Origin of the sequence: Vibrio sp. 779(2023) (assembly GCF_033344285.1) — a bacterium.
Taxonomy (GTDB): Bacteria; Pseudomonadota; Gammaproteobacteria; order Enterobacterales; family Vibrionaceae; genus Vibrio; species Vibrio alginolyticus.
Genome location: NZ_JAWPOM010000006.1, coordinates 132485 through 148502 on the forward strand (window position 1 = coordinate 132485; position 16018 = coordinate 148502).

General features: G+C 45.2%; 10 protein-coding genes. 5 read left to right on the forward strand and 5 right to left on the reverse strand.

The window, feature by feature from the left end; genetic code table 11:
* Positions 1-109: 109 nt before the first annotated feature.
* Positions 110-820: a hypothetical protein gene (locus tag R8O70_RS10220; RefSeq protein ID WP_195723078.1), complete on the reverse strand. Its 711-nt coding sequence runs from the start codon at positions 818-820 to the stop codon at positions 110-112.
* A gap of 86 nt (positions 821-906) precedes the next feature.
* Positions 907-3363 (reverse strand): EAL domain-containing protein, encoded by a 2457-nt coding sequence (locus R8O70_RS10225; RefSeq protein ID WP_318184169.1) that lies wholly within the window; start codon positions 3361-3363, stop codon positions 907-909.
* A 425-nt stretch (positions 3364-3788) separates the two neighbouring features.
* Between R8O70_RS10225 and R8O70_RS10230 the strand changes: the two genes are divergently transcribed.
* The 3 genes from R8O70_RS10230 to R8O70_RS10240 all read left to right on the forward strand — a co-directional run bounded on the left by R8O70_RS10230 (position 3789) and on the right by R8O70_RS10240 (position 10836).
* A complete protein-coding gene (locus tag R8O70_RS10230; RefSeq protein ID WP_318184170.1) occupies positions 3789-6104 on the forward strand; it encodes a YgiQ family radical SAM protein in 2316 nt (771 codons plus the stop codon).
* A 262-nt stretch (positions 6105-6366) separates the two neighbouring features.
* Positions 6367-9888, forward strand: coding sequence for a T6SS effector BTH_I2691 family protein (locus R8O70_RS10235; protein WP_258624388.1), 3522 nt, complete (start codon positions 6367-6369; stop codon positions 9886-9888).
* Positions 9889-9891: 3 nt separating this feature from the next.
* Positions 9892-10836, forward strand: coding sequence for a hypothetical protein (locus tag R8O70_RS10240; protein ID WP_258624390.1), 945 nt, complete (start codon positions 9892-9894; stop codon positions 10834-10836).
* A gap of 132 nt (positions 10837-10968) precedes the next feature.
* On the opposite strand, the gene R8O70_RS10245 is transcribed toward R8O70_RS10240, so the two are convergent.
* From R8O70_RS10245 to R8O70_RS10255, 3 genes are read right to left on the reverse strand one after another with little or no spacing between them, the layout of a single operon-like run.
* A complete protein-coding gene (locus tag R8O70_RS10245; RefSeq protein ID WP_258624393.1) occupies positions 10969-11385 on the reverse strand; it encodes a GtrA family protein in 417 nt (138 codons plus the stop codon).
* Positions 11386-11389: 4 nt separating this feature from the next.
* Complete coding sequence (locus tag R8O70_RS10250; RefSeq protein WP_258624396.1) at positions 11390-12796, reverse strand: ArnT family glycosyltransferase; 1407 nt, start codon at positions 12794-12796, stop codon at positions 11390-11392.
* A gap of 2 nt (positions 12797-12798) precedes the next feature.
* The gene (locus R8O70_RS10255; RefSeq protein ID WP_258624399.1) at positions 12799-13839 is read right to left on the reverse strand and encodes a glycosyltransferase family 2 protein; all 1041 of its coding nucleotides are present in this window, start codon (positions 13837-13839) and stop codon (positions 12799-12801) included.
* A 152-nt stretch (positions 13840-13991) separates the two neighbouring features.
* Between R8O70_RS10255 and R8O70_RS10260 the strand changes: the two genes are divergently transcribed.
* Together R8O70_RS10260 and R8O70_RS10265 are read left to right on the forward strand one after the other, a co-directional pair.
* Complete coding sequence (locus R8O70_RS10260) at positions 13992-14669, forward strand: response regulator transcription factor (protein WP_005389368.1); 678 nt, start codon at positions 13992-13994, stop codon at positions 14667-14669.
* On the forward strand, positions 14666-15952 hold the full coding sequence (locus R8O70_RS10265; RefSeq protein ID WP_258624402.1) for a sensor histidine kinase: 1287 nt from the start codon (positions 14666-14668) through the stop codon (positions 15950-15952). Before R8O70_RS10260 ends, R8O70_RS10265 begins: the two co-directional genes overlap by 4 nt.
* The last annotated feature ends 66 nt before the right edge of the window (positions 15953-16018 follow it).

Sequence of the window (16018 nt, forward strand, 5' to 3'; positions counted from 1 at the left end):
TAATCACGCGAATTTAAAGTGAGTGCGATCTAAAACGTGATCACCTTATACCCAAGCACCAAGAAAGCACTTGGATATAAGCCGTCTAGCTTTGTCTTTAGAATAGAGGTTAAGCCGCGAGAGAGAATAAATCTTGCAGGCTCGTCATCGACGCGAGTGCTAGAAACAAGGCAACGCTCAGTTGCACCTTTTCTGGTTTCTTATGCGTAAAAATATGCCAACACCACACAATAATTGAAGAAATTAGCATAGCTAAAGACAGCAAGATTGGCTGTGTTGCAGCGTTCAGTGCAGCTTCATTTAACTGGTAAGAAGCAAACAACGTTGCGATGACTAATAGCATTCCAGACACAATGCCCGTAACTGGTAAAATACGGTGAAATGCCTGTAATCTGCTGCGAGCTATCGTAAGCAGCAATTGAGAAAATGACGCCCCAAGGAAAAATATCATTAGCGCCATCGCTATCGATGCTGGCCAGCTTGATTGCTCAAATACTTGAATACTCACATACGCAAAGGCCAAACCATTCGCTAAATGCATCGCCCATAGTGGCCCTTTTTCACGCGTTTTCTTGGTTTGAACCTGAGAATAGAAGTAGAAAATAGCAAACACGATCATAAATGCTTCAATGCGAAGTGACGCAACAGCGAGCCACAATACAGCTACTGCTGGCAACATTTTATGAAGACGTCCTCGCTGACCAGGACAAATATCGCCCTTGATTAGAAGCAAAGTCAGTAGCGCTTGTGCGCCAAATAGCATCGGAGGGAAAGTAACCAGCAATTGTTGAATCATGTTGAATGCACGCTCAAAAGTCATTTTGGGGGGCGATAATATCAAATCAACTATCGCCAAACCACCGAAAGTCGGCCCCCAAATGAGCTAAAACGGTAAGACAATTTTATTCACAGAGAAGCAAGATACTTCAACGCGTCTTCCTGCGTTAAAACTCCACGGTACTCTTCTTTGGTATTACACAATACCCAAGGGAAACGAATGCCGGTTTTCACCAACTCTCGAATAACAGAGACAGGTAAATCCTCATCAACCAACACAAATTCGGTGCTCATTATCTGATTAACAGGACGTTTCCAAATTCTGCTTTCTCGTTCAGTTTCTCGCTCTGTGCCCATCGAGGGCGTTAGGTGTAAATTCACCGTCTCTTTCGTAATTAACCCAACACAACGATTTTCATTGAGAACAACTAAAGGCAAGCTTGGATTCAAATTCATGTACTCAACTGCCAAGGAGAGCGGTTCTCCAGGGTCCATAGACCTGACTTGTTCATGGCTCAAAGATTGCAACACATCACTTTGCTTAGACTCAATCGCGATGTCAGAGAACAGATGCTCATAACTGTCCGCTTTATCCATCAAATCGACAGGCACGGCAGCAGAAAATAGAAAGCCCTGCATGTAATCGACACCGATTTCTGCCAATACTTGAAGTTCTTGCTTAGATTCCACGCCTTCAGCAACCACTTTTACATTCATTTGCTGTGCAAGCTCGGTGACCATTTTCACAATGTTATAGCTGGTGCTCCCTTTATGAATGTTCTTGATGAATTTTCGGTCTATTTTCAGTAAATCAAACTGCCCTTTTTCTAGATAAGAAAAAGAAGAATACCCAGTACCGAAGTCATCAATCGCGATCTCAACGCCCTCTTTCCGCACTTCCTCTAGAGCTCGAGTATGCTCCTCATCTTGTTCAAAATACGCGGTTTCTGTTAGCTCGATAGTTACTCGCTTAGGGTCTACACCACTGGCTTTAATCAAATCATGCGACCGCTGAAGGATCTGAAGAGAATCCAATTTCGTGTTGAGGGAGCGATTGATGGTCACGCCCACTTCCTCGCCATAAATTTCTTGTAAGCGCGGAAAGTGCTTCAACGCAGCTTGGCAGACCACGTCATCAAGTGCCGCTATGAGTTCTAGATCTTCAATAATAGCGATCATCTTTTGCGTACAATACGCATCATTTTCATCATAAAAGCGTGCGAGAGCCTCGAACTTAACCACTCTTCCGGTTTGAACGTCGATAATCGGTTGAAAGTAAACGTCCACTAGCCCACTCTCTATTTGCGCCTCCAAAAACGCCTCGAGATGTTGGCGCTTCACTAATTCAGAGTGAAGTTCACTGTCGTAAAAGTTGAAATAGCTGCCTTCACCGGAAATAGAGGACAACATCGCTTGCGCTGCATGTGCTAGCGCTTGTCTTGGTCGGTTCGTATCATAGCCAAGGATTGACACACCAGTTTGGCCTTTAACGATAGTGGCATGCATTTTTGTGCCCATTTCATTTCTAAGCTCATTAAAGAACCCTTTCATGGCAATTTGGATCAAACGAACCGGGCTCAACCATTGACAATGAGGGGTCTGCAAGCATACGACAAACACATCCCGAGATAACTGCCCCGCAATACTGGTGTAGCGACTTCGCATAATAAAATCTGCAAAACCTAATTGCTGTTCAAGCAAGTATCTCTCCGAAAACTTGGGTCTGAGTGTCATAACAATGTTGAGTTCTTTATTTCTGCTTTCATTCGCTAAGGTAGCTAATTGGAGTTCAAATTCTTTCCTCGTTGGTAAAAAGGCAGCCCAATCATGCTGTTGTTCACAACGATTTTTCATCCACAACAACGAAGCAGAAATATCCGTAGAAAATCCGAGATAAAGAATTCGTCCAGAATGAAACGTAAGTCGGTAAATACAAAGATGATGAGCTTGGTTGCTACCGTTTGCTGTTTTGCTCAGCAAGTTACCACACCAACATCCTTCATCATTAATTTGCTGCCACAGCTGATCATAAAACGCTTGGCTATGGTGAGAGGTACTGAAAATATGAGTTTTAAGCCCAACCAGATCTCGGTTTTGATAGCCCATTTGTAACTCAAAGGCACGGTTACAACCTAAGATGCGCGTATCTTCATCGGCAACTAAAACGCCTACATTCGGCAAATCAAAAATCGTTTCGAGGATTGTCGCTAACTCCTCGCAACCAGTGATTGTTAATTGTGGAATGATAGTGCCTTGGATAATGCGCTTATTGAGCCTTTCAAAACTAATAGTCACGTGCACTAAGTTAACGTTTTTCAGCATCATGCAACAAGAAAACCGCCCCCGTCCGCCAAAGAGTTCCACTTCTAGAATTCGTTGTTTTAGCGTTTCTTGTTGCCCCATCAGCATATGATCAAACAAGTTATTTAGGCTGGTTACTGGCGTACTTATCCCAAATGCCTTTGCCATTCCTTGCTGATCACATTCGAAATCGCGAGTATCAATATCGTAAGACCACTCTATAACAGGAGTTAGACTGGAAGTCGTTTGCATTTTTGGATGCACTGTTGTCGTAGATTCACTCATACCCTAGCCCCTTTTTTTGTAATTAGCCCAAGGCTCAAAATTCACAGTCAATTCGCGACATTCCAGTTGGGACCTGCCGATCCTCTTTATAGATGGATTGTGTCAACGATAAGCCTATCGACTTAGAACTATTTCCAGAGCAGCTCAGCCTTTTGCATTTAATATGCACTAATTTGATTATAGACTTTACCCCACATAAGCACACCATTGCTTATGCTTTGTATTAAGATTGCGACATTTTTCATGAACCGATCTATAACCATGAGGCTTTCAAGGTGAAATTAGACAGAAAATCGCCGATAGAGCATTGATATTTTTACAAACCAAATAAAACTCGATGAACTAAGCTGGAATAGATGAGTTTGTTATAGATACCTGATAATCAAATCGCTATAATTCGCGCTCCCTGGAACAGAGAGCAAAATATGACCAATAACATCACTCCTATTCATGAGTACAAAAAATACTGGGCAGAGTGTTTTGGTACGGCACCTTTCTTGCCGACCAGTCGCAAAGAAATGGATGCCCTAGGATGGGATAGCTGTGACATTATCATTGTAACCGGTGACGCTTATGTGGATCACCCAAGCTTTGGTATGGCTATCATTGGCCGCCTGCTAGAAGCACAAGGTTTCCGTGTCGGTATCATTGCTCAACCAGAATGGCAAAATAAAGATGCGTTCATGCAACTTGGTAAGCCAAATCTGTTCTTCGGGATCACTGCGGGTAACATGGACTCCATGATCAACCGTTACACCGCGGATAAAAAGCTTCGTCACGATGACGCGTACACACCGAATAACGAAGGTGGCAAACGCCCAGACCGCGCGACTTTGGTTTACTCTCAGCGTTGTCGTGAAGCTTACAAAGAAGTACCTATTGTTTTAGGTGGTATCGAAGCCAGCCTACGCCGTGTTGCGCACTACGATTACTGGTCAGATAAAGTTCGCCGTTCGGTACTATTTGATGCAAAAGCAGACATCCTACTTTTTGGTAACGCAGAACGCGCACTTGTCGAAGTAGCACATCGCATCGCAAACGGCGAAGACATCAGCACCATGACCAATATTCGTGGTACTGCCGTGAACTTGCCAACCGCGCCAGAAGGCTACACGGTTATTGATTCTTCTCGCATTGAAAAACCTCGTAAAGAAGCGTTCGTACCAAAGAACCCATACGAAGTAGAAACTCAGTGTGAAACTAAAAAAGACGAGCCAATTGCACAACCAATCACAATTCGCCCATCACGCCACGATGCTGCGACGACTGCGGTCCGTTTACCTTCGTTTGAAAAGCTAAGAAACGATCGCATTCTTTATGCGCATGCAAGCCGTGTACTGCATTTAGAAACGAACCCGTACTCTGGTCGAGCGTTACTTCAAAGCCATGGTGATCGTGAACTTTGGGTAAACCAAGCTCCAATTCCATTAACGACCGAAGAGATGGACTTTGTGTTTGGCCTGCCTTACGCGCGTGTTCCTCATCCTATGTACGGCAAAGCAAAAATTCCTGCGTACGACATGATCAAGACGTCTGTGAACATCATGCGTGGTTGCTTTGGTGGCTGTTCTTTCTGTTCGATTACCGAGCATGAAGGTCGAATCATTCAAAACCGTTCGAAAGAGTCTATCATCAACGAGATTGAAGAAATTCGCGACAAAGTTCCAGGCTTTACCGGCACAATTTCCGATCTTGGTGGCCCGACTGCAAACATGTACCGCCTGGGCTGTAAAGATCCAAAAGCGGAAGCGAACTGTCGTCGTCCTTCTTGTGTATTCCCGGGCATCTGTAACAAGCTAAACACAGACCACAAACACACGATCGATTTATACCGCGAAGCGCGTAAAGTTGAAGGCGTGAAGAAAGTGATGGTTGCATCTGGCGTACGTTACGACCTTGCGATTGAATCACCAGAATACGTGAAAGAGCTCGTGACTCACCACGTAGGCGGTTACTTGAAGATTGCACCGGAACATACAGAGAAAGGTCCTCTTGATCTAATGATGAAGCCAGGCATGGGTACGTACGATCGCTTTAAAGAGATGTTCGAGAAATACAGTGCAGAAGCAGGCAAGAAGCAGTACTTAATCCCTTATTTTATCTCTGCGCACCCAGGCACAGAAGACGAAGACATGCTGAACCTTGCTCTGTGGCTGAAAAAGAACAACTTCGAATGTGACCAAGTACAAAACTTCTACCCTTCGCCAATGTGTAACGCAACGTCGATGTACTACTCAGAGACAAACCCTCTGAAACGCGTGAAGTACAAAAAACGTGAAGATGTACCTGTAGCAAAAGGTGAACGTCAACGTCGCCTACATAAAGCGCTGTTGCGTTACCACGATCCAGCAAACTGGCCAATGATCCGCGAAGCCCTAGTCAGTATGGGTAAAAAACATTTGATTGGTGACAAACAAGGCTGTCTCGTTCCTGCAGAAGACATTGAAGCACAAACACCTGCGCAACGTCGTAAATCTGGTCGTCACGGGGCAAACCGCTTTGCAACCAAACATACCAAAAACCAACCAGGCTTCGGTGGTCATTTGAACAAACGCTCTGAAGGCGGTTCAAAAGATGGTAAACCATCTGGTAACCGTAACGGTTCTGGCAAAGCTACAGGTGGTCAACGCCCTGCAAGCAACGGCCAACGTCCTAGCGGCAACGGTGCAAACCGCCCGGCAGGTAGCAAGCCGCAAGGACAAGGCAAACCAGGTGGTCAACGTAAACCAAAGCGTCGCTAATTATTTAGAGCTTAAATACTAGAAAGGGCTCCAGAGTTAACTCTGGAGCCCTTTTGTTTTGTCGGCTCATTGAGGCATCACTAATAACTCAAACTTTGATTCAATCAATACAAAAAATGGTAAACACCAACCAACTTATTGGAAAAACAAACAATTATTTGATTGAAGCAAAACCATAAAAATCTAACTCATTGATTTTTAATTGCTTTATTTTGGTGCGATATTTGCGTAACAGAATAAAACTCTTAAACATGGGCTAACGATGAATAATCCACTTCCCCCAAAAACTTCTATGTTCTGGTATGACAACAGCTATACCTATGAGGAGGCCGTTCAGGCATTTGAAAGCGATGGTACACTGAAATCGCTGAATATCGTTCCAACCACGGAATCCGATGATCTTGCTGGCTCACCCCCAGAGCGCAGTATGTTTTGGGAGGGAGAAACAAAAAAAATCGATCCGCCACCGCCGTCTGAACCAGAGCCTCTCAATTTAAAAACTGAGAAAGAAGCAACGGAAGCATCACCTGCGCACTTTATCCCAGTCCGCTATGCCATCGATCAGCTAGAAACAGAAGAGACACAACCTTTTGGTTTGCCTGAAGAATGGAAAGGCCAAGGCCCAGCCAAACTCAATACCGTTGGTTACACCCTGCGTCAACTGCGCGACGGTTGGCTGTATGTCTATGATGCAATCAACAAAAGCTTAGACGAATACGAAATCAAAGGAACGCAATTCACGCTCTATAAGTTGGGAGAATCGGAAAGCCCAAAATCAGAGCAGCGTGGGACACCACAAGATGCAAAGCCCTTCCTTACTTACGTCAACGGAAGCGTACTATCGATTTGCTTCTCTGAGCACCGGTGGACATGGCACACGTTCATGCGCGTACTTAACAATCCGAGTAATCATATCGATCGCATGCAAACCATTGTTCTGTCCTCAAACGAGAATCAGCACAACATTGCACCAATAGATAAGTTAACCCAAGTCGCTGATATTGAATCTTCTGCCGTCGATGATGGTCGCTTTGCGGATTCTGGCATCGCCACCAAAGCAGATGAAGATGGTTCTGTCTTTAAACCTGTCGCAGTCAAAAGCGATTTAACCTCTGCGATTCCAGAAGAAGAATCAGGCTACTTCGTCGCGATAAAAGATTACGCCGCAGACATTCAAGATATGTCACTGCATTTTGTTGGTGCCGCAAGCCCTTACCGCCTTTTCACTGACCAGTTTTCAAACCAGTGGAACTTGATGCAGACCGCCATGCAACTGTGTATGTTTGGTGCAAGTGACGAGATAGACATGCCAGCTAGCGTTAAGCGTAACGGCGAAGAGCTGTCGTTTTATACCGACATGGCTGACTATTATGACTCCTCTCACCAACTTGATTTGGCAGAGCAGAACAAAAGCTCAGTTCAGTCCGGCTATCCTGCTAAATTTTCCGCTGGAGCGATTGAATCACACCAACATACCCAAAGTGACATTGCTAAAGCGATACAGGACAAATATCGAATTTCTGCGAGCCGTTTTGGTAAATACGAACAATGGATAGCGACTGAACGCTGGCGTCAGCAGCTCAACTGGAAGCAAATGCTGAGCGAGATGCAAGAGCTGTCAGAACAAAAAGAAACCATGCTAGCCCAAGTGGTTTCGGTCAAACGCGACTTTATCGCAGTAATGGAGTCCTTAACACCTCATCATCTTGAGAGAACCTTCGACCTATACAGCGAAGACACGCAGTACAGCTTGTATCAACTGCACAAGCAAGCGGTTGAGTCATTTACTTTGGTGATGCAAGAAGAAGACCGCCAATGGGCAGAAAGCCAATGGGAGAAACCAACCAGTTTACTCGCACTCTACACTTCCGGGTTTAGTCGTAGTCTCTTTAAACAAGTGGAGAAATTAATTCCTGAACAAGTTTCAAATCAGGTAGGTGAAGTAGACGTCGCCAAAATTGTTCCAGACACTGAAAGCTCAGACAAACAGTTTATGGACTACGTTTCGACAGCAAGTAACCGTGTGGGTATGTATGCAAAAGTAATGGACTTTATTTCTAACCCAAATACTGCAGAAACCGAATTTCTAAGAGATATAGCAAAAGGATTCGATGGGCTAGATAGCATATTCAAAGCGACTAACAGCGCTTTACTCAAGGGGGTAATAGAGTTTGGCGTTAGCCTAACAGCCCAAGCGTCTATCTTAATGATATCTCTATTGTCAAAACCGCTCACCCGAACAAGTTTTTACCTAAGAGCTGCCGTTGTAGAACGTTTGTCGATAAACACTCCAATCAATATCAACAAAGGCTACGCACAAAGTTTTGGTTCTTGGAAATCCAATCATGATAAAAAACTCATCGCATCGAACCAAAACAAGGAAGTGTTAGCAGCCTTCAACAAGGGTGATAAAACTATATCAAACACGCAGTATAAGAAGGCTCTCCAGCAACAGCGGCACCTTCAAAAAAGCTTGGCCGTTGCGACGTTGGAATACCCTCAGTACATAGAACTTCCAGATGACGTACTTGAGGCAACAATTCGAATGCGTAAAGACATATGGGATAACCGATTAAACAACCTCAAGAAACGGTTTGAAGATGTAGGCGGTCTGGGCTTCATAGCTCTGATTTTTAACTGCCTCGCATTTGCTGATGCAATGAGCAGCATTCAAGAATCTGGGCTCATGAGCCAAGATGATTTCTTGGATATTCAGCAAAAGCTATTTTACACGGCCGGTGCTTGGACGGGTATTCGGACGGGTAAATTATGGGATAATGTTAAAGGGAATGAGAAACTAAGAAAGCACTCACTGAAAACTCTTAAAAATTTAGTCGATCGAAATGCCAATGGTTTTGAAAACTTGATCCTTGATGATTTAAAGGTCTTCAATAAATGGCTCGCGATTACAGGAGCTTTAGGAGCGTTGGCTTCGGGTATTGAGGCGTACCGTTCTTGGCAGAGTGCTGATGAAGTTTATGGTCTTGAAAGATCTTTGCATATAATAAATACCGCAACACTTGGTTTAACTAGTGCAATTGGTTTGTTCCAAGCATACGGAGGGTTGACTGGACAATTTGCACTAAACTTGACCTTTGGTGGACCCGTAATGGCATTCTTAGCTGTTCTCACGGTTGCATACCTAGCCATCAATTATAAACTGAACAAGCTGAAACAAGATGATTTCCAAAAATGGCTAGATAAACTCCCATGGGGATACCATCCTGCTCGTACTCAGTGGAGCCAATCTGCGAGCTTGCCTGAAAGAGAAAAACATAATTCAGCCTTGGTACAGCAAGCTCTGTTTGACTTACAGTCGATTATTCAGCAGCCTACGGTATACCATCAACCTATTGAAAAAGTACAAGCTTACCCAGGTTACACACATCGTGAGTTAATCGGTTTGGAAGTGCATATTCAACTGCCAAGGCGGGCAGCAACGAATGGTATTACAGTGAGTACCAACACCAAGGCAAAAGAAGATGATTTAACGTCCGGCTCGTGGCATCAAAACGCAGATTTAGTCACGCTACAAACCCAGAACCAAGCGAGCAAAGAATTACTGGTGTATAAGGTGACATTGCCGATTAAAGAGGCCGATCAATACCTCGCTATTCAAGTGACGTACGATATGGAAGATGATGCCCCAGCTAAGCGTGAGTATTGCTTCCAAAACAGCATAAAACAGAGTGCAACTTATGGCGTGATTTCAGACAATACTAAACAAGACATCATTAAAAAAGCACTCACACCCGTTGTTGGCACATTAGGTTTTCAGGAGTAACCCTTGGCATATTCACCATTTTATATCACCCCAGAAGAATTGGCGGTTTATCAAGAAGCGCAAGAGCAAGAGATTCTCACAGGGAACAATTTAACAACATGGCATAAGTATGATGTAGAGGAGCCTTTTCGCTACCATTACAAATTAACTGCGCTTCCATTTGTGATCGCACCATTCCTAATGGTTTTTTTTATACATACAAGCGATACGGTTGGTGCAACCATTTTTGCCTTTATTTTGTCAGTGATGATGGCCGGAGTCTTTTACCTTACGATTGGCCTAGATTATCGATATGACTACATTTTTTCAGATAAAGGCTTTGTGATGAAAAAACGTCGCAATATGCCTAAATGGGTAAATACCGCTACGCAAGCTGTTGGCTGGATAGGCGCAGTGGTGTGTGTGGTTATGGTAGCACTGGTTGGTCCAATGGCATTAGCGGGAGCAGGTGCCTTCATTTTGCTTTCATTTGGTATGTTAAAACGCCAGCCTGATGAACCAACAGAAGTGAGAGTTGGAGAGCGAGAAGATTGGCTTTTTGCTGATTACAATAAGAAAAGAAAAGTACTCCAATTCTATTTTAAGTATGACAGGTGCGAATACCAAGATACTGCTCAAGAGATTATCTTTCGTTCACAAGATCGATTCGATTGTTACGTTTTCTTTAAAACTGAAGCAGATTTAGAATCCATGGTCGCGCAACTGTCAAAGGTCTACAAACTGAATTGTACAGAGGTCGAGGACCACAAAAAGCTGTTTGAAGCAAAGCCAGAATCAAGACTGTTTAGTATTCCTGTTTGTAGTCGAGAATATAAAACCGATGAGGTGTTTGATTTAAGGGCTTCGAAAGCCCCACTCCCAGAGTGTAAGTATCTTTACAACGGCAAGTGGCAAACGGAATCTGAGATTGAAAAATCTAAATCTGAACTAACAACAGCCAAGGTATAAACCTTGGCTTATTTACCTTTTTACATCCCCCATGAAAAGCTTTAGGTTTACTCTGATGTACAAAAAGAAAAATTGGTTCAAATAACGAATTTTTAACTCGAGGATAGGATAGTAAGCCCGAACCTTCTATCCTCAACTAAACACCCATTTTGCACTGAGTAAATAGTTACTCACCATGCCTGCCAATATGCCTAAGATCAAAGCCAAATAGACCATCACCCCTTGCGTTCCTAGCGCGAGCGTTACGCCTTTGAACACAATAAAGTTCGGCAAAGCACTGATAAAGGCACTCATCATAGACTTTTTCCATTGAGCGAAAGGGTTGGTTTTTTCTGCTTGAGAGAAAGTCAGCCAACGATTACCAAGCCAAGTCGTGGTTGCCGCAAATAAAAATGCTATCCCACGAGCCAACATCAGCTCCAAACCAAACCAATGGAACAACACAGAAAAGATGAGGGTGTCGACCATAAAGCCGACACCACCTACTAGAGCAAACCTTGTTAACGAAGCAAACCTTTCCAGCGAAGCAAATTTTGGTAATTTGCGCATTCCGTTATCCAACCACACAGGTGTAGAGTGAGCGTTTCGATTTTGCTGTGAACTCGTTGGTACAACTCAACGCATTTTCATGAATCATGCTATCCACTTGCTGCGATTTACCAATCAGGTGGAATTTCTTCAGATTGTTTAAGTCATTCTTATCTTCAAGCTTTTTCGCCTGACCATGGCTATAGAATTGGCCTGAGAACGGGCGCTTACCAATGTAAAAGACCGGAGCGTTGTCATTAATTTGCGCGAAGATTATGCGGTCGCTGCGGCTATCTGCTTTGCCCATATTCAAAACCAACATCGCAATCATAAGCAGGGCTGGCAACACCGCTGCCGTTCCTGTCAGCCATTTGAAATCGTGTTTATCCACCAGCATCGCAATCAAGATCCCCAATGCAGGCACACCCGGTAGTACGTAAGCAGGCAAAATATTTCCAGCCATGGTGAACAAGATCATTGGGGAAATCAGCCAACACATCAGGAAGCTAAACAGACCTTGATGATCGGTTTCAACGGCTTTGAGCACCTTACGACGTTTCCACGCCAAGGTAGGCAATACAATTGACCAAGGCGCAGCCGATTGCAGCCAGAATACCCAGATCATCCCACGTGGTTGATCATGAGCAGAGCCATACAGGTCCCCTTCCCAACCGCTGACAACAAAACGCTTAAAGTGCTCGCCAACAATGAAGTAATCAATAAATCCAGGCGTCGCCATTTCAGCCATGATGTACCACGGTAGAGCAATCGCCAGCATGAGCGCCAAACCCGATACAATTGGAAAACGCTGCCACAAGGCTTTGAAGGCACCAAAGAAGCCATGCTGAATCACAAGCCAAGGAAACACTGCGATGCCCATGATCACGATCGCCACCGGACCTTTTGCTAACAGCCCGCAAGCCAAGCCAAAGAAACCGAGATAACCCCACAATCGGCTGTGGTTGTCTTTGCCAAGCCAGCAGTAGTAAAAGCCGACCATCGCCATGGTCATTGCCAATGTCAGTGCCATGTCTGTCATCACTGCACCCGCCGCAATTGAAAAGATGCCACACGTCGCCAATACCAACGCTGCGATGACAGCATTAAAGCCTGCGCGATGCGCCATGAAAGCAACAAAAACAATTGTCGCAACCCCCGCCAACCAATGAGGTGCGCGCACTGCAAATTCATTCAATCCAAACAGCTCAATGCCATAAGCACTCATCCAAGTGAACAGGGGTGGTTTCCCCCAAAAAGGCACGCCGTAATCAAACTGTGGGGTAAGCCAATTGCCGGTTTCCACCATTAAGCGCGCCATTTCGCCGTAGCGGGCTTCTGTGGTGTCCATCAAAGGGTAAGCGGCAAGTGAAATAAGACGGAGTAAAAGAGCAAACGCCAACAACAACCACAGATGGGTTTTATTAATACTCATGATTACGCGGTTTCTCCCAGTTTAAACTTCATGGTTTGGATGGATTGATGTTTTGCAGGCTGCTCGTAAACAGACTGAACAAGATAAAGAGGACGTTGCTTGGTCTCGACAAAAATGCGGCCAATGTATTCACCCAAAAGGCCAATCGACAGCAGTTGCACACCGCCCAACGCAAGTTGGACGACCATCATGGATGGGTAGCCAGTGACAGGCTCACCAAACACAACAGTTTTCATCACTATGAATGCGCCATAGATAAAGGCACTGAACGCCACCAATGCACCGGCAAGTGTCGCTAAACGCAAAGGACGAATGGAAAACGAGGTAATGCCGTCCATTGCAAGGCCAATCAGCTTGAGGTAGTTCCATTTGGTTTCACCACAGAAACGAGCGTCACGCTCAAACTGAACCGTCACTTGCTTGAAACCCGGCCAAGAAAAGATGCCTTTCATGTACCGGTTACGCTCTGGCAACGCATTGATGTGTTTAACCACTTTTGCGCTCAGTAGACGGAAATCGCCCACGTTCTCCGGCACATCCAATTTCGCCATGCTATTAAGCACTTTGTAAAAGCAAGCGGCCGAGAAGCGTTTGAACCAAGTTTCACCGTGGCGTTCACTGCGCTGCATGTTCACCACGTCATAACCTTCACGCCATTTTGATACCATTTGCGGGATCAACTCCGGTGGGTCTTGCAAGTCGGCATCAATCACAATCACCGCTTCACCTATGCAGTGTTCCAGACCCGCACTCATGGCGGACTCTTTGCCAAAGTTACGGCTTAATGCAATACAACGAACGTCGCTAGAAGATTGAGAAAAGTTTTGCGCGATCATTAGGCTGTCATCTTTGCTGCCGTCGTCGACATAGACGATTTCGCAATGTTCTGGCATTTCATCCAAAACGGCGGCTAAACGACGATGAAATTCAGTCAAGACTTCTTGCTCGTTAAAGAATGGCACCACAACAGACAAAACTGTTTTAGGCTCAGTGTGTTGGCTCACCTTTGAAAAGGTTGCAGCGTGAATGTTGAAGGTTGACATGCTACTCTTCCACTAAATCCGATGAATGAATCCAGTCTACAAACATCAACGTGAAAGAGATGTTATTGACATCTTTTTCACGTCCTTAGTGAATAATGTTCGGTTAAGACGAAATCTTATTTTCGAGCACCTGCCCACTTGGAGAGAAATACATGAAACGCGTACTTTTAGTCGAAGATAATCGAGAAATCGCAGGCATGCTGTTCGATTATTTTGAGTGTGCAGGTATGGAACTCGATTATGCAGACAACGGCGAGCTCGGCCTGAAACTGGCGATGGAAAACACCTTCGACATCATCTTGCTCGACCTCATGCTGCCACGCATGGATGGCCTGACCATGTGTAATAAACTTCGCGATGCGGGCAACAACACACCAGTGCTTATGCTGACTGCACTCGATAGCCGTGACGATATGCTCAAAGGCTTCCAACACGGTGCGGATGACTATCTGACCAAACCCTTCGATCTGGATATTCTAGAAGCGCGTATGATGGCACTGATCCGTCGTTACCGTGGCACTGTCGCGTCGAGCAAGTTGGAATACGGCGAAGTCTCTATCGACCAAAAAACGCGTAAAGCTTACCGCCAAGATAAACTGCTAGCGCTAAACCCAACCACATACACCATTCTGGAAATGCTTGTGAAAAGCGCGCCAGACGTAGTGACACGCGAAGAAATCGCCTTCCAACTTTGGCAAGAGAACGAGCCGAACAACGACGTTCTGCGCAGCCACATTTACCAACTGCGTAACCAACTTGATAAGCCATTTGAACAACATGTGCTGATCACCGTACCGAAAGTCGGCTTCCGCTTGGAGACAGGTGCATGATCAATCGCTTACTTGCTAGCACGCAAAGCACACAAAGTATGACAGGGCGACTCGCTCTGTTTTTCTCTTTTGTGTCTGTCGTGATTGGCATCTTCTGCTTTTTGTTGATTACCGGCTCCCTGCTTTGGTCTGAAGACCGCGTGGGTGAACGCCGTATTATGGTCGACAAAAAAGAAGCGATTGAACATTTCCAGTCCCATCCTGAGCAAGGCAGTATTCAGCTTGACCTGCTCACCACCGCCTACAACGACATCTCATTGGTTGCCGAGCGTTACCAAAAATACCTGATTGGTCAAAAGCACTTTCTTGATGAAGTAGAAGACGGCGAATACTCGCGCATGGTTTACATGAGCACTTACACCTACAAAGGCGTTGAACATCCTGTGATTCTGGTTTCCTTGATTGATGAAATCGAGATCACCTCAGAGGAATTCATTCTCGTCGTCGCTATGGTGTTGTCCATTGTCGCCGTGCTAGTGTTTCTGTTTGGTAGCCTGCTGCTGCGTTTATCACAGCGCTTAATTGAACCCGTCAATGCGCTTAAAACTCAACTCGATCGTCACCAAGGCGATGCTACGCAGACTTTTAGTGTGCCTGAGGGCTCGGCCAAAGAGTTCCAAACCCTTGCGGATGAGTTGAATGAGTACCGCCACAAAATCAACCAAGTCATCAAGCGTGAGCAAGCCTTTGCACGATACGCAAGCCATGAACTGCGTACACCGTTAACCGTAATGAAAGGCTCAAGCAGCTTACTGGCGAGAAGTGCGAACACGGATTTCCAAACCCGCCAAGTGAACCGAATTCAGGATGCGACGCAGCAAATGTCGACCATGGTGGATGCCCTACTCGGCTTAGTGCGTTATGAACGCAATGCAGACGATTCACCGGTGCGCAGTATCACCGAAGAAGAGCTGAAACAAATCATCTTCCAAAGCCAAGCTCAGGCGGATGAGAAAGCACTCAGCTTTGATGTACAGATCGACGGAAACCCAAAAACGCGCGCGACCAATGCTGTGTTGACCATTATTCTTGGCAACCTGATTCGCAACGGCATCGCCGCGACACCATCGGGATCAATTCATATCAGCATCGGGGAAAACACCATCTCGGTACGTGATGAAGGCGAAGGCTTTTCGACCATTCCACATTCTGATGGGCACGGATTGGGTTTGATGATTGTGGATGATTTATGCCAGCGTTATGGCTGGCAATTTAAGATTGGTACACATCCAGAAGGTGGTTGTGAGGCAAAAATTAACCTCGCAACAGAACATCAGGAATAACCGAAATGGAAGACCTGAAACCCAGACTTTTTATCTGGGTTTAATGGCGTTACACTACGCGCCCTT

What these genes read in the sequence shown, in the direction of transcription:
- R8O70_RS10255 (WP_258624399.1), bottom strand. Translation starts at nt 13,839, where the DNA reads ATGTCAACCTTCAACATTCACGCTGCAACCTTTTCAAAGGTGAGCCAA.
- R8O70_RS10225 (WP_318184169.1), bottom strand. Translation starts at nt 3,363, where the DNA reads ATGAGTGAATCTACGACAACAGTGCATCCAAAAATGCAAACGACTTCC.
- R8O70_RS10260 (WP_005389368.1), top strand. Translation starts at nt 13,992, where the DNA reads ATGAAACGCGTACTTTTAGTCGAAGATAATCGAGAAATCGCAGGCATG.
- R8O70_RS10230 (WP_318184170.1), top strand. Translation starts at nt 3,789, where the DNA reads ATGACCAATAACATCACTCCTATTCATGAGTACAAAAAATACTGGGCA.
- R8O70_RS10265 (WP_258624402.1), top strand. Translation starts at nt 14,666, where the DNA reads ATGATCAATCGCTTACTTGCTAGCACGCAAAGCACACAAAGTATGACA.
- R8O70_RS10235 (WP_258624388.1), top strand. Translation starts at nt 6,367, where the DNA reads ATGAATAATCCACTTCCCCCAAAAACTTCTATGTTCTGGTATGACAAC.
- R8O70_RS10250 (WP_258624396.1), bottom strand. Translation starts at nt 12,796, where the DNA reads ATGAGTATTAATAAAACCCATCTGTGGTTGTTGTTGGCGTTTGCTCTT.
- R8O70_RS10245 (WP_258624393.1), bottom strand. Translation starts at nt 11,385, where the DNA reads ATGCGCAAATTACCAAAATTTGCTTCGCTGGAAAGGTTTGCTTCGTTA.
- R8O70_RS10220 (WP_195723078.1), bottom strand. Translation starts at nt 820, where the DNA reads ATGACTTTTGAGCGTGCATTCAACATGATTCAACAATTGCTGGTTACT.